Annotated in this window: 12 protein-coding genes; 3 read left to right on the forward strand and 9 right to left on the reverse strand. The window is 62.4% G+C overall.

What is annotated here, in order from left to right; all coding sequences use genetic code 11:
* Positions 1–64: 64 nt before the first annotated feature.
* The 5 genes from purB to ACSSU5_RS19670 form a co-directional block, all read right to left on the reverse strand.
* A complete protein-coding gene (gene purB / locus ACSSU5_RS19650) occupies positions 65–1,435 on the reverse strand; it encodes an adenylosuccinate lyase (protein WP_264309368.1) in 1,371 nt (456 codons plus the stop codon).
* Between the two features lie 215 nt (positions 1,436–1,650).
* Positions 1,651–2,277 (reverse strand): high frequency lysogenization protein HflD, encoded by a 627-nt coding sequence (hflD, locus tag ACSSU5_RS19655; RefSeq protein WP_264309367.1) that lies wholly within the window; start codon positions 2,275–2,277, stop codon positions 1,651–1,653.
* Positions 2,274–3,398: a tRNA 2-thiouridine(34) synthase MnmA gene (gene mnmA / locus ACSSU5_RS19660; RefSeq protein ID WP_264309366.1), complete on the reverse strand. Its 1,125-nt coding sequence runs from the start codon at positions 3,396–3,398 to the stop codon at positions 2,274–2,276. The genes hflD and mnmA overlap by 4 nt, the downstream gene beginning before the upstream one ends.
* Before the next feature lie 59 nt (positions 3,399–3,457).
* Positions 3,458–3,898, reverse strand: a complete 441-nt coding sequence (locus ACSSU5_RS19665) for an NUDIX hydrolase (RefSeq protein WP_264309365.1) — start codon at positions 3,896–3,898, stop codon at positions 3,458–3,460.
* 202 nt (positions 3,899–4,100) lie between these two features.
* A complete protein-coding gene (locus ACSSU5_RS19670) occupies positions 4,101–6,326 on the reverse strand; it encodes an NADP-dependent isocitrate dehydrogenase (protein ID WP_264309364.1) in 2,226 nt (741 codons plus the stop codon).
* A 415-nt stretch (positions 6,327–6,741) separates the two neighbouring features.
* On the opposite strand from ACSSU5_RS19670, the gene icd reads away from it, so the two are divergent.
* Positions 6,742–7,998 (forward strand): NADP-dependent isocitrate dehydrogenase, encoded by a 1,257-nt coding sequence (gene icd, locus ACSSU5_RS19675; protein WP_492559558.1) that lies wholly within the window; start codon positions 6,742–6,744, stop codon positions 7,996–7,998.
* A 70-nt stretch (positions 7,999–8,068) separates the two neighbouring features.
* Here icd and cspD read toward each other — a convergent pair whose 3' ends face one another.
* Complete coding sequence (gene cspD, locus ACSSU5_RS19680; protein WP_264309362.1) at positions 8,069–8,335, reverse strand: cold shock domain-containing protein CspD; 267 nt, start codon at positions 8,333–8,335, stop codon at positions 8,069–8,071.
* A gap of 230 nt (positions 8,336–8,565) precedes the next feature.
* On the opposite strand from cspD, the gene clpS reads away from it, so the two are divergent.
* Together clpS and clpA are read left to right on the forward strand one after the other, a co-directional pair.
* A complete protein-coding gene (gene clpS / locus ACSSU5_RS19685) occupies positions 8,566–8,928 on the forward strand; it encodes an ATP-dependent Clp protease adapter ClpS (protein WP_264309361.1) in 363 nt (120 codons plus the stop codon).
* A gap of 30 nt (positions 8,929–8,958) precedes the next feature.
* A complete protein-coding gene (gene clpA, locus ACSSU5_RS19690; protein ID WP_264309360.1) occupies positions 8,959–11,229 on the forward strand; it encodes an ATP-dependent Clp protease ATP-binding subunit ClpA in 2,271 nt (756 codons plus the stop codon).
* A 165-nt stretch (positions 11,230–11,394) separates the two neighbouring features.
* Here clpA and infA read toward each other — a convergent pair whose 3' ends face one another.
* The 3 genes from infA to aat all read right to left on the reverse strand — a co-directional run bounded on the left by infA (position 11,395) and on the right by aat (position 13,161).
* Positions 11,395–11,613 (reverse strand): translation initiation factor IF-1, encoded by a 219-nt coding sequence (gene infA / locus ACSSU5_RS19695; RefSeq protein WP_002553999.1) that lies wholly within the window; start codon positions 11,611–11,613, stop codon positions 11,395–11,397.
* Positions 11,614–11,715: 102 nt separating this feature from the next.
* Positions 11,716–12,423 carry an arginyltransferase gene (locus ACSSU5_RS19700; protein ID WP_264309359.1) on the reverse strand — a complete coding sequence of 236 codons (708 nt, stop codon included), beginning with the start codon at positions 12,421–12,423 and terminating at the stop codon, positions 11,716–11,718.
* A 57-nt stretch (positions 12,424–12,480) separates the two neighbouring features.
* Positions 12,481–13,161, reverse strand: coding sequence for a leucyl/phenylalanyl-tRNA--protein transferase (gene aat, locus ACSSU5_RS19705; RefSeq protein ID WP_492559559.1), 681 nt, complete (start codon positions 13,159–13,161; stop codon positions 12,481–12,483).
* Between the last annotated feature and the right edge of the window lie 153 nt (positions 13,162–13,314).

Here is a 13,314-nt window from a genome sequence, read left to right on the forward strand (position 1 = left end):
AACGTAATTTTCGTCCGGGAATAAAAACGCCCGGCTAAGCCGGGCGTTGAACGCGACGGTCAGCTTAGATGCGTTTGGCCTGCGCTGCCGCGTTACCGATGTAGGTGGCAGGGGTCAGTTGCTTGAGCTCGGCCTTGGCGTCGGCTGGCATATCCAGGCCGTCGATGAAGGTCAGCAGCGCTTCAGGGGTAATGCCCTTGCCACGGGTCAGCTCTTTGAGCTTCTCGTAGGGGTTCTCGATGTTGAAGCGGCGCATGACCGTCTGGATCGGCTCGGCCAGCACTTCCCAGCAGGCGTCCAGGTCGGCGGCGATGCGTGCGGTGTTGACTTCCAGCTTGCCGATGCCCTTGAGGCTGGCTTCGTAGGCGATGACGCTGTGAGCGAAGCCCACGCCCAGGTTGCGCAGCACGGTGGAGTCGGTCAGGTCGCGCTGCCAGCGCGAGATCGGCAGCTTGCTGGCCAGGTGCTGGAACAGCGCGTTGGCGATACCCAGGTTGCCTTCGGAGTTTTCGAAGTCGATCGGGTTGACCTTGTGCGGCATGGTCGACGAGCCGATTTCACCGGCGACGGTCTTCTGCTTGAAGTAACCCAGGGAGATGTAGCCCCACACATCGCGGTCGAAATCGATGAGGATGGTGTTGAAGCGGGCGATCGCGTCGAACAGCTCGGCGATGTAGTCGTGCGGCTCGATCTGCGTGGTGTACGGGTTGAACTGCAGGCCCAGCTCGTCTTCGATGAAGGCGCGGGCGTTGGCTTCCCAGTCGATCTGCGAGTAGGCCGACAGGTGGGCGTTGTAGTTGCCTACGGCGCCGTTGATCTTGCCCAGCAGCGGCACGGCGGCTACCTGGGCGATCTGGCGCTCCAGGCGGTACACGACGTTGGCCAGCTCTTTGCCCAAGGTGGTCGGCGAAGCCGGCTGACCGTGGGTGCGCGACAGCATCGGCACGTCGGCCAGGGCGTGGGCCTGGGCGCGGATGGCGTCGGCGATCTGGCGCATCAGCGGCAGCAGCACGTCGTCACGGCCGGCGCGCAGCATCAGGGCGTGGGACAGGTTGTTGATGTCCTCGCTGGTGCAGGCGAAATGGATGAACTCGCTGACCTTGGCCAGTTCAGGCAACTGGGCGGCCTGCTCTTTGAGCAGGTACTCGATGGCCTTGACGTCGTGGTTGGTGGTGCGCTCGATTTCCTTGACGCGTTCGGCGTGCTCGAGCTTGAAGTCGGTGGCCAGGGTGTCCAGCAGGGCGTTGGCTTCGGCGGAGAACGCCGGCACTTCGCTGATCTGCGGGTGGGCGGCCAGGCGCTGCAACCAGCGCACTTCGACCAGGGCGCGGAAACGGATCAGGCCGTATTCGCTGAAAATGGGGCGCAAGGCCTGGGTTTTGCCGGCATAACGGCCGTCTACAGGGGAAACCGCAGTGAGCGAGGAAAGCTGCATGGGGTGTTCTCGGACAGTCAGGCTTTTGGAAGGGCGCATATCATACATGAAAAATGCGCCCGAGTCGGGTGGCTGACCAAAGGTCGGGCCTATTTGATGCTGGTGGCAAACCCTGTGGGAGCGGGCTTGCCCGCGAACACCGGCGAAGCCGGTGCCATCCACCGAGTCGCCTGCTTCGCGGGCAAGGCCGCTCCCACAAGGATCAGCGCAGCCCCTCAGCTGGCGCTGCGCATCATGTCGTACAGTTCGTTGAGCAGCTTGCGACGGCTGAACACCAACTGCCAGCGATGGCCGCCAAGCTGGCGCCACAGGCGCGCGGCACGGATGCCGGCCAGCAGCAGGGCGCGGATTTTCGAGGCGTTGCTGGCCTGCTGCAGGAAACGCATGTCGCCGTGCACCTGGATACGCTGGCGCAAGGTACTCAGGGTGTCCTGGTACAAGGCTCCACTGGAAGCGATGACGTTTTCATGAACCAGGCCGAAATGGTCAGCTTGCGACTGGATTTGCGGCAAGCGGTTGCCGATGGTATCGAGCAGGTCGCCGCGCTTGGCCAGTTGGCGTTCCAGGCCCAGCATCGACAGGGCATAGCGCAGCGGTTCACGCTGCAGGCTGCTGGGGTCGCGCTCCAGTGCGCCGACCAGTGCACGGTAACCGTCGCGCAGGTTGAGGTCGTCACCGCCGAACACCTCCAGGGTGTCCTTGGGGTCGCGCACCAGCAGGCTGCCCAGCATGCAGCCGATGTTGGCCTCGCTGGCCTGGCCGGTGCGGGCGATGCGGTCGACCAGCACGGCGGCCTGGAACACGCCGCCCAGGGCAATCAATTGCTCCTGCAGGTTGCTCATGCGCGCGGGCTCCAGGGCTCTGCGGCCTCGATCACGCCGCCGCCCAGGCACACCTCACCGTCATAGAACACCACCGACTGGCCTGGGGTGACAGCGCGTTGCGGTTCGTCGAACACGGCACGGTAACCGCTCTCGGTCAGCTCCAGGGTGCAGAGCTGGTCGCTCTGACGGTAGCGCACCTTGGCGGTGAGCTTGCGCGGGCTGCTGAGGTCGATCGGGTTGACCCAGTAGATGTCCGAGGCGAGCAGGGCGCGGGAGAACAGCCAAGGGTGTTCATTGCCCTGGCCGACCACCAGCACATTGCGGGCCAAGTCCTTGTGCAGCACGTACCACGGCTCGTCGCCGGCGTCCTTCAGGCCGCCAATCCCTAAGCCCTGGCGCTGGCCGATGGTGTGGTACATCAGGCCATGGTGACGGCCGATCACTTCGCCGTCGGTGGTCTGAATTTCACCGGGCTGAGCCGGCAGGTACTGCTTGAGGAAGTCGCTGAAACGGCGTTCGCCGATGAAGCAGATACCTGTGGAATCCTTTTTCTTGGCCGTGGCCAGGCCATGCTTTTCGGCAATGGCGCGCACTTCGGGTTTTTCCAGCTCGCCGACCGGGAACAGGGTGCGGGCGATTTCCTTGCCGCCGACGGCATGCAGGAAGTAGCTCTGGTCCTTGTTCGGGTCCAGGCCCTTGAGCAGTTCGGTGAGTTCGCCGGTGTCGCGACGGCGCACGTAATGGCCGGTGGCGATCAGGTCGGCACCCAGCGACAGGGCGTAGTCGAGGAACGCCTTGAACTTGATTTCGCGGTTGCAGAGGATGTCCGGGTTGGGCGTGCGGCCGGCCTTGTATTCTTCGAGGAAGTGCTCGAACACATGGTCCCAGTACTCGGCGGCGAAGTTGGCGGTGTGCAGCTTGATGCCGATGCGATCGCACACGGCCTGGGCGTCGGCCAGGTCTTCGCGGGCGGTGCAGTATTCGGTGCCGTCGTCCTCTTCCCAGTTTTTCATGAACAGCCCTTCCACCTGGTACCCCTGCTCCATGAGCAGAAGGGCGGAGACGGAAGAGTCCACGCCGCCGGACATGCCGACGATGACGCGGGTCTTGGCGGGGTCTTTGAGTGCTGGGCTGGTCATGGCTACCGATGTGTATCAGAGGGGAAAAACGCCGATTCTATCAAACCCGAGGCCGCGCGTCAGTCGCGCAGCAGGGCGAGGCTGTGCAGGGGGCCTGCGAGGTAGTCGTCGATGCAGCGTGGCACCAGCTCGCTGCGCCAGCGCGTTGGGTCGGCCAACAGTTCGTCGCGGGTCATCCAGACGGCGCGAACGATGTCGCTGTCCAGGCTCAGGTCGGCGTGGTGGCGTACGGGGCGGGCAGCGAAGCAGATGCGCTGGTAGGTGACGCCATTGCTGGGGGCGGTGTACAGGTAGATGCCAACGACGCCGGTCAGTTCGACTTCCCAGGCGGTTTCTTCGAGGGTTTCGCGCAGGGCGGCCTGGGGCAGGGTTTCGTTGGGCTCAAGGTGGCCAGCGGGTTGGTTGAAGACGTGCTGGTCGGCTTTGAATTCTTCGACGAAGAGGAATTTGCCTTCGTGCTCGACGACGGTAGCGACGGTGATGTGGGGTTGCCAGGTCATGCTTGTCTCCCATTTGATCGCTGGGGCCGCTTTGCGGCCCTTCGCGGGCAAGCCCGCTCCCACCGGTACTGCACAAGGCGCAGGTTTTGCGCGGTACCTGTGGGAGCGGGCTTGCCCGCGAAGGGCTGCGCAGCAGCTCCAATCCCAGAAAGCACAAACCCCGGTGCGTGGCCGGGGTTTGTGGGGTTACTTCAAGCGAACCTTACAGCGCGGCAATGGCGCTGTTGAAGGTTTGGCTCGGGCGCATCACCTTGGCAGTCAGCTCGGCATCCGGGGCGTAGTAGCCACCGATGTCGGCCGGCTTGCCCTGAACGGCGTTGAGCTCGGCGACGATGGTCGCTTCGTTCTCGGCCAGGGCTTTTGCCAGCGGGGCGAAGCGCGCCTGCAGGGCGGCGTCGTCAGCCTGAGCGGCCAGGGCTTCGGCCCAGTACAGGGTCAGGTAGAAGTGGCTGCCGCGGTTGTCGATACCACCGACTTTGCGCGAAGGCGACTTGTTGGTGTCGAGGAACTTGCCGGTGGCTTGGTCCAGGGTGTTGGCCAGGACCTTGGCACGCGGGTTGTCGTAGGTGTTGCCCAGGTGCTCCAGGGAAGCGGCCAGGGCCAGGAATTCACCCAGCGAGTCCCAACGCAGGAAGTTCTCTTCAACCAGCTGCTGCACGTGCTTGGGTGCCGAACCGCCAGCGCCGGTTTCGAACAGGCCACCGCCGTTCATCAGCGGGACGATCGACAGCATCTTGGCGCTGGTGCCCAGCTCCATGATCGGGAACAGGTCGGTCAGGTAGTCGCGCAGCACGTTGCCGGTCACCGAAATGGTGTCCTTGCCTTCGCGGATGCGGGCCAGGGAGAACTTGATGGCATCGACCGGTGCCAGAACACGGATGTCCAGGCCGGCGGTGTCGTGATCCTTCAGGTACTGCTGCACCTTCTCGATCATCACGCCGTCGTGGGCGCGAGCCGGGTCCAGCCAGAACACCGCTGGGGTGTTGCTCAGGCGGGCACGGTTGACGGCCAGCTTGACCCAGTCCTGGATCGGCGCGTCTTTGGTCTGGCACATGCGGAAGATGTCACCGGCTTCGACGTTCTGCTGCAGCACGACCTGGCCTTTGCCATCGACCACACGTACCACGCCATCGGCCTGGATCTGGAAGGTCTTGTCGTGGGAGCCGTACTCTTCGGCTTTCTGCGCCATCAGGCCAACGTTCGGCACGCTGCCCATGGTGGTCGGGTCGAAGGCGCCGTTGACTTTGCAGTCTTCGATGGTGGCCTGGTAGATGCCGGCGTAGCAGCGATCCGGGATGACCGCCTTGGCATCTTGCAGCTCACCTGCGGTGTTCCACATCTTGCCCGAGTCACGGATCATGGCCGGCATCGAGGCGTCGACGATGACGTCGCTCGGCACGTGCAGGTTGGTGATGCCTTTGTCGGAGTTGACCATGGCCAGGGCCGGGCGAACGGCGTACAGGGCCTGGATGTCGGCTTCGATCTCGGCCTGCTTGTCAGCTGGCAGGTCCTTGATGCGGGCGTACAGGTCGCCGATGCCGTTGTTGGCGTTGAAGCCCACTTCAGCCAGTGCTGCGGCGTGCTTGGCCAGTACGTCGTTGTAGAACTCTTCGACGATGACGCCGAACATGATCGGGTCGGAGACCTTCATCATGGTGGCTTTCAGGTGGACCGACAGCAGTACGCCGGAGGCCTTGGCATCGGCGATCTGCTCGGCGATGAAGGCTTTCAGGGCCTTGCGGCTCATGGTGGCGCAGTCGACGATCTCGGCAGCCTTGACCGCAGTCTTGGCCTTGAGGACGGTGGTGGTGCCGTCTTTGGCGACCAGCTCGATGCGCAGGCTGTCGTCAGCTTCGATCAGTGCGGCCTTTTCGCTGCCGTAGAAGTCGCCTTGGGTCATGTGGGCAACGTGCGACTGCGAGTCGGCGGCCCAGGCGCCCATCTTGTGCGGGTGCTTGCGTGCGTAGTTCTTGACCGACAGCGGCGCGCGGCGGTCGGAGTTGCCTTCGCGCAGTACCGGGTTCACGGCGCTGCCCTTGATGCGGTCGTAACGGGCGCGGGATTCTTTCTCGGCCTCGGTGGACGGCTCGTCGGCGTAATCAGGGATGTTGAAGCCCTTGCCTTGCAGTTCCTTGATCGCGGCCTTGAGCTGCGGTACCGAGGCGCTGATGTTCGGCAGCTTGATGATGTTGGCTTCAGGGGTGGTAGCCAGTTGGCCCAGTTCCGCCAAGTGATCGCCTACTTGCTTCTCGGCGCCCAGTTGCTCCGGGAAAGCCGCGAGGATACGGCCAGCCAGGGAAATGTCGCGAGTTTCGACGGCGATGTCAGCCGAGGCGGTGAACGCTTCGACGATCGGCAGCAGCGAGTAGGTGGCGAGGGCGGGGGCTTCGTCGGTGAAGGTATAGATGATCTTGGAACGGGTGGGCATGCGGGTTAACTCTCTATGTGCTGAGCGTACTCGAGTCTCGAGGTGCGCAGGGTAGGCGCTTCGCCCTGGCGACGCCATGAGCGGAAAGTCGAGAGGCTGCGAGCGGTGATGGTGGATGCATCAGTCGAGCGTCAAGTGCTGAACTGCGGTAACAGCCCAGGCTTCGTGGCCATTCATGGCCAAGGGCGAGCCGCATTTTCCTAGGGTTCGCCCCGGTGACCCTTCGGTCGCGGCGCAGTATATCAAACCAATCGGGCTATTCAGCAAGGCGAAGTGACATCGGCGCCATTTATAAGACCAAAGACGTAGGGGCAATGTGGTGTGTTGTCGCAGTGCTTGCAGGTCGGCGGATGTGGTTTAGGCTCAGTGGGATCGCAGGATGTCCAATCACACCCGATAGCGGAGTAGTGCAAGCATGGGATACCAGAAAATCAAGGTTCCGACCGACGGCGCCAAGATCACCGTCAATGCAGACCATTCGCTCAATGTGCCTGACAACCCCATCATTCCTTATATCGAAGGCGATGGGATCGGCGTCGATGTCTCGCCGGTAATGATCAAGGTGGTGGATGCCGCCGTGCAGAAGGCCTACGGCGGCAAGCGCAAGATCGCCTGGATGGAGGTGTACGCGGGCGAGAAGGCCACCCAGATTTATGACCAGGACACCTGGCTGCCGCAGGAAACCCTCGACGCGGTGCGTGAGTACGTGGTGTCGATCAAAGGCCCGTTGACCACGCCGGTCGGGGGCGGCATCCGTTCGTTGAACGTGGCCTTGCGCCAGCAGCTTGACCTGTACGTGTGCCTGCGCCCGGTGGTGTGGTTCCAGGGCGTGCCGAGCCCGGTGAAAAAGCCTGGCGATGTGGACATGGTGATCTTCCGCGAGAACTCCGAAGACATCTACGCGGGCATCGAGTGGAAGGCCGGGTCGCCCGAGGCGAACAAGGTGATCAAGTTCCTCAAGGAGGAGATGGGCGTCACCAAGATCCGCTTCGACCAGGACTGCGGCATCGGCGTCAAGCCGGTCTCCCGCGAGGGCACCAAGCGCCTGGTGCGCAAGGCCTTGCAGTACGTGGTGGACAACGACCGTGAATCGCTGACCCTGGTGCACAAGGGCAACATCATGAAGTTCACCGAAGGGGCCTTCAAGGACTGGGGCTACGAGGTAGCACGGGATGAGTTTGGCGCCGAGCTGCTCGACGGCGGCCCGTGGATGAAGTTCAAGAACCCCAAGACCGGCCGCGAGGTCGTCGTCAAGGACGCCATCGCCGACGCCATGCTCCAGCAGATCCTGCTGCGCCCGGCCGAGTATGACGTGATCGCCACGCTCAACCTCAACGGTGACTACCTGTCCGACGCCCTCGCGGCGGAGGTGGGTGGCATCGGCATCGCGCCGGGCGCCAACCTGTCCGACACCGTGGCCATGTTCGAGGCCACCCATGGCACCGCGCCCAAGTACGCCGGGCAGGACAAGGTCAACCCAGGCTCGGTGATTCTGTCGGCAGAGATGATGCTGCGCCACATGGGCTGGACCGAGGCGGCCGACCTGATCATCAAGGGCACCAATGGCGCGATTGCCGCCAAGACTGTGACCTACGACTTCGAACGCCTGATGGACGGGGCGAAGCTGGTGGGCAGCTCGGGCTTCGGCGATGAGATGATCAAGCACATGTAAGGCAAGAGAAAACCGGTCGTCTGGCTAAAGAGACGACCGGTTTTTTCGTATACCGGCAGGGAGCAGTGGTTCAGGCTCTCGCGGTTTCGCTCGCGGTCTGGCCTTGGGCCTTGGCCGCCGTAGCGGTAACGGCCTCCTTGCCCTTTATATTGACCGCGTGCAGGCCTTTGGGGCCCTGAATGATGTCGAACTCCACGGTCTGGCCGGCCTTGAGCGTCTTGTATCCGTCCATCTGGATGGCCGAGTAATGGGCGAACAGGTCTTCGGATTTACCTTCCTCGTTGATGAATCCGTAGCCCTTAGCATTGTTGAACCACTTGACTTTACCGCTTGCCATCCCTATGTCCCTCTGCAAAGGACTCCATCACTGGAGTATCATCCACTTCATCCGCATACGAACCATGCGAAAAATCTGGTTGACTGCGCGGATCTTTATCGACCACGGTGGGTTCTTATTGGTTGTAACACCGTTTTGCCGATAGTCAAGGTCATGCGGCGCGTGCGCTGGAGGCTGACTTTGCGCTCAACCCACAACTTTAACCTGTCGATCATGATGAAATTCTTTCCATGCATGCACCTAGTGAGATTCGACTAACATTCAATCAGGATCGCCCGCAATCGAATGAGGAGGACGGCTCCGGTCTCGCTGTCCAGGAAGCCAAGCCGATCCTGCAGGCGCCACCCATGTACAAGGTGGTTTTGTTCAACGATGACTACACACCAATGGATTTCGTCGTCGAAGTGCTCGAGACGTTCTTCAGTCTGAACCGCGAGCTGGCGACCAAGATCATGCTGACCGTCCATACCGAAGGGCGGGCAGTGTGCGGATTGTTTACCCGTGACATCGCCGAAACAAAGGCCATGCAGGTCAACCAATACGCCAGGGAAAGCCAGCATCCGCTACTCTGTGAAATCGAGAAGGACGGTTAATCGCCGACCACTTGGGTATGAGGTGAAGCTATGTTAAACCGCGAGCTCGAAGTCACCCTCAATCTGGCCTTCAAGGAGGCTCGTTCGAAGCGTCATGAGTTCATGACCGTCGAACATCTGCTGCTGGCACTCCTTGACAATGAGGCTGCCGCGACCGTTCTGCGCGCCTGTGGCGCCAATCTCGACAAACTCAAGCACGACCTGCAAGAGTTCATCGATTCCACCACGCCCTTGATTCCGGTCAACGACGAAGACCGCGAGACCCAGCCGACCCTGGGCTTCCAGCGCGTGCTGCAGCGTGCCGTGTTCCACGTGCAAAGCTCTGGCAAGCGCGAAGTGACCGGTGCCAACGTGCTGGTGGCGATCTTCAGCGAACAGGAAAGCCAGGCTGTGTTTCTGCTCAAGCAGCAGAGCGTGGCCCGTATCGACGTGGTCAACTACATTGCCCATGGCATTTCCAAGGTGCCGGGCCATGGCCCGAACACCGACGGCGAGCAGGAAATGCAGGACGAGGACGGTGGCGAAACGTCATCGTCGAGCAACCCGCTGGACGCCTATGCCAGCAACTTGAACGAACTGGCACGTGCCGGGCGTATCGACCCGCTGGTGGGCCGTGAGCAGGAAGTCGAGCGTGTCGCCCAGATCCTGGCGCGTCGGCGCAAGAACAACCCGCTGCTGGTCGGTGAGGCCGGGGTGGGCAAGACGGCCATCGCCGAAGGCCTGGCCAAGCGTATCGTCGACGGTCAGGTACCTGACCTGCTGGCCCAGAGCGTGGTGTACTCCCTCGATTTGGGTGCGCTGCTGGCCGGCACCAAGTACCGTGGCGACTTCGAGAAGCGCTTCAAGGCGCTGCTCGGCGAGCTGCGCAAGCGTCCGCAGGCGATTTTGTTCATTGACGAGATCCACACCATCATCGGCGCCGGTGCGGCTTCCGGTGGGGTAATGGATGCGTCCAACCTGCTCAAGCCGCTGTTGTCGTCCGGCGACATTCGCTGCATCGGCTCGACCACCTTCCAGGAGTTTCGCGGCATCTTCGAGAAAGATCGTGCATTGGCGCGGCGCTTCCAGAAGGTCGATGTCAGCGAGCCTTCGGTGGAAGACACCGTGGGGATCCTGCGCGGGCTCAAGGGCCGGTTCGAGAGCCACCACAACATCGAGTACAGCGACGAAGCCTTGCGCGCCGCCGCCGAGCTGGCCTCGCGCTACATCAATGACCGGCACATGCCGGACAAGGCCATCGACGTGATCGACGAGGCGGGTGCCTACCAGCGCCTGCAGCCTGAGGCAAACCGGGTCAAACGTATCGAAGTGCCGCAGGTCGAAGACATTGTCGCCAAGATTGCGCGCATTCCGCCTAAGCATGTCACCAGTTCCGACAAGGAGCTGCTGCGCAACCTGGAGCGTGATCTGAAGCTGACCGTGTTCGGTCAGGACCCTGCCATCGACTCACTGGCTACTGCGATCAAGTTGTCCCGTGCAGGGCTCAAGGCGCCCGATAAACCGGTCGGCTCGTTCCTGTTCGCCGGGCCAACCGGTGTCGGCAAGACCGAAGCGGCGCGGCAGTTGGCCAAGGCGCTGGGTGTTGAGCTGGTGCGCTTCGACATGTCCGAGTACATGGAGCGGCATACCGTTTCGCGCCTGATCGGTGCGCCGCCGGGCTACGTCGGGTTCGATCAGGGTGGCCTGTTGACCGAGGCGATCACCAAGCAGCCGCATTGCGTGTTGCTGCTGGACGAAATCGAGAAGGCGCATCCGGAAGTCTTCAACCTGCTGCTGCAGGTGATGGACCACGGCACGCTGACCGACAACAACGGGCGCAAGGCGGACTTCCGCAACGTGATCCTGATCATGACCACCAACGCCGGGGCTGAAACCGCGGCGCGGGCTTCGATCGGGTTTACCCATCAGGACCATGCGTCCGATGCCATGGAGGTCATTCGCAAGAGCTTCACGCCGGAGTTCCGCAACCGTCTGGACACCATCATCCAGTTTGGCCGCCTGAGCCACGAGACGATCAAGAGCATCGTCGACAAGTTCCTTATCGAACTGCAGGCCCAGCTGGAAGACAAGCGTGTACTGCTGGAAGTCAGCGATGACGCACGCGGCTGGTTGGCGGCCTCGGGCTACGATGTGCAGATGGGTGCGCGGCCAATGGCGCGGCTGATCCAGGACAAGATCAAGCGGCCGCTGGCCGAGGAGATCCTGTTTGGCGAGCTGGCCGAGCATGGCGGCGTGGTGCACGTCGACCTGCGCGATGGCGAACTGGTGTTCGACTTCGAGACCACGGCTGAGGTTGCCTGATAGCGGGGCCGCTATGCGGCCCATTCGCGGGCAAGCCCGCTCCCACAGGTGTCACATGCCCTTGTGGGGGCGGGCTTGCCTGCGAATGGGCTGCGGAGCAGCCCCTTGCAATCTTGAGTGCACAAAAAAGCCCGGCACTTGGCCGGGCTTTTTCATGGCTTGGGCTTAGCGCGCACGGTAAGTGATGCGGCCTTTGCTCAGATCGTAAGGTGTCAGTTCGACGCGGACCTTGTCGCCAGTGAGAATACGGATGTAGTTCTTGCGCATCTTTCCGGAGATGTGCGCGGTTACGACGTGCCCGTTTTCCAACTCCACGCGGAACATGGTGTTGGGCAGGGTGTCGACGACAGTACCTTCCATTTCGAAGCTGTCTTCTTTCGACATGCAGTTGAGCCCTCGGTATCCAGTGTTGGCCCGACGCATAACCGCACCGGGCAAAAAAGTGGCGTGGATTATGCCGGAAAATAGTGTTTCAAGCCAATGCTTTCAGTTGAGGGTGACCCAGCGCTGGTTGATCAGCAGCTCGATGGGGCGATACTGCGTCTTGTAATTCATCTTCTTGCAGTTCTTGATCCAGTACCCGAGGTAAACCGCCTCAAGATTCTGCCGCAGGGCTTCGGTGATCTGCCAGAGGATGGCGAATCGGCCCAGGCTGCGGCGCTCTTCATCGGGCTCGTAGAAGGTGTACACCGCCGACAGGCCGTTAGGCAGCAGGTCGCACACCGCCACTGCCAGCAGGCGCCCCGCCAGGCGGAACTCGTAGAACCAGCAGAACGGCAGGTCGCGCACCAGGAAGGTGGAGAACTGGTCGCGGCTGGGCGGGTACATGTCGCCGTCGGCGTGACGGATCTCGATGTAGCGCCGGTACAGGTCGAAGTACTCTTCTTTGAACGCCGGGCGGGCAGCAGTTACGGTCAGATCGGCGTTACGCTTGAGGATGCGTCGCTGCTGGCGGTTGGGGATGAAGCGCGCCGCCGGAATGCGTGCCGGTACGCAGGCGTTGCAGTTCTGGCAATGGGGGCGGTACAGGTGATCGCCACTGCGCCGAAAACCCATCTCCGAGAGGTCGGCGTACACGTTCACGTCCATCGGCTGGCTGGGGTCGAGAAACAGCGTGGTCGCTTGCTCCTCGGGCAGGTAGCTGCAGGAGTGGGGCTGAGTGGCATAGAACTTCAACCGCGCCAACTCTGTCATGATCAACCCCCTCGGTGAGACTTTGCCTTTAAGTGTAAGCCAGCTATGAGAACTCGCCTAGCGAACCCAGGTGGCGCTGTTGGGCTGATCGAGGTAGCGCGCCAGGTACCCGGCAAACTCGGCGCGGCTGATGGCGCGGGCGCCAAGGCTGTGCAGGTGGTTGGTCGGCATCTGGCAGTCGATCAGCACAAAACCGGCCTGGCGCAGGTGCGTGACCAGGGTCACGAAGCCGACCTTGGAGGCGTTGTCGGCGCGGCTGAACATCGATTCGCCGAAAAACAGGCGGCCCATGGCCAGGCCGTACAGGCCGCCGACCAGCTCACCGTCCTGGCGTACTTCCACCGAGTGGGCATGGCCGCGTCGGTGCAGCTCGCAGTAGGCGGCGCGCATGGTGTCGGTGATCCAGGTGCCGCCGCTGTAGTCGCGTGGCGCCGCGCAGGCGGCGATCACGGCGGCGAAGTCGGTGTCGAAGCTGACCTGGTAGCGGCCCTGGCGGATGAACTTGGCCAGCGAGCGCGAGACGTGCAGTTCGTCTGGCAGCAGCACGGTGCGGGGGTTGGGTGACCACCAGAGGATCGGCTGGCCGTCCTGGTACCAGGGGAAGCAGCCATGGCGATAGGCCTGCACCAGGCGTTCGGGGCTCAGGTCGCCGCCGGCGGCGAGCAGGCCGTTGGGTTCATGCAGGGCCTTTTCCAAGGGCGGAAAGGTCAGCGAGTCGCGGGTCAGCCAGGTGAGCATGGTCTATTGTGCGGTGGGGGAGGGGAGCGGCCAGCATGGCGTGGCTGAAAAGCAGGGTCAATCGTTGAAATCCATTCGCTGTGACTCCAGGTATTTTCCCGCACATTCATGTGGCCACAGGCACCAACCGGGACATTTGCTGTCATACCTGTG

This window comes from Pseudomonas sp. E1MeOHC2 (assembly GCF_058745025.1).

Bases quoted from the DNA above. Each gene is read 5' to 3' on its own strand.
- ACSSU5_RS19700 (WP_264309359.1), bottom strand. From the start codon at position 12,423: ATGACAGAGTTGGCGCGGTTGAAGTTCTATGCCACTCAGCCCCACTCC.
- purB (WP_264309368.1), bottom strand. From the start codon at position 1,435: ATGCAGCTTTCCTCGCTCACTGCGGTTTCCCCTGTAGACGGCCGTTAT.
- ACSSU5_RS19670 (WP_264309364.1), bottom strand. From the start codon at position 6,326: ATGCCCACCCGTTCCAAGATCATCTATACCTTCACCGACGAAGCCCCC.
- mnmA (WP_264309366.1), bottom strand. From the start codon at position 3,398: ATGACCAGCCCAGCACTCAAAGACCCCGCCAAGACCCGCGTCATCGTC.
- clpS (WP_264309361.1), top strand. From the start codon at position 8,566: ATGCATGCACCTAGTGAGATTCGACTAACATTCAATCAGGATCGCCCG.
- ACSSU5_RS19665 (WP_264309365.1), bottom strand. From the start codon at position 3,898: ATGACCTGGCAACCCCACATCACCGTCGCTACCGTCGTCGAGCACGAA.
- cspD (WP_264309362.1), bottom strand. From the start codon at position 8,335: ATGGCAAGCGGTAAAGTCAAGTGGTTCAACAATGCTAAGGGCTACGGA.
- icd (WP_492559558.1), top strand. From the start codon at position 6,742: ATGGGATACCAGAAAATCAAGGTTCCGACCGACGGCGCCAAGATCACC.
- clpA (WP_264309360.1), top strand. From the start codon at position 8,959: ATGTTAAACCGCGAGCTCGAAGTCACCCTCAATCTGGCCTTCAAGGAG.
- aat (WP_492559559.1), bottom strand. From the start codon at position 13,161: ATGCTCACCTGGCTGACCCGCGACTCGCTGACCTTTCCGCCCTTGGAA.
- hflD (WP_264309367.1), bottom strand. From the start codon at position 2,277: ATGAGCAACCTGCAGGAGCAATTGATTGCCCTGGGCGGCGTGTTCCAG.
- infA (WP_002553999.1), bottom strand. From the start codon at position 11,613: ATGTCGAAAGAAGACAGCTTCGAAATGGAAGGTACTGTCGTCGACACC.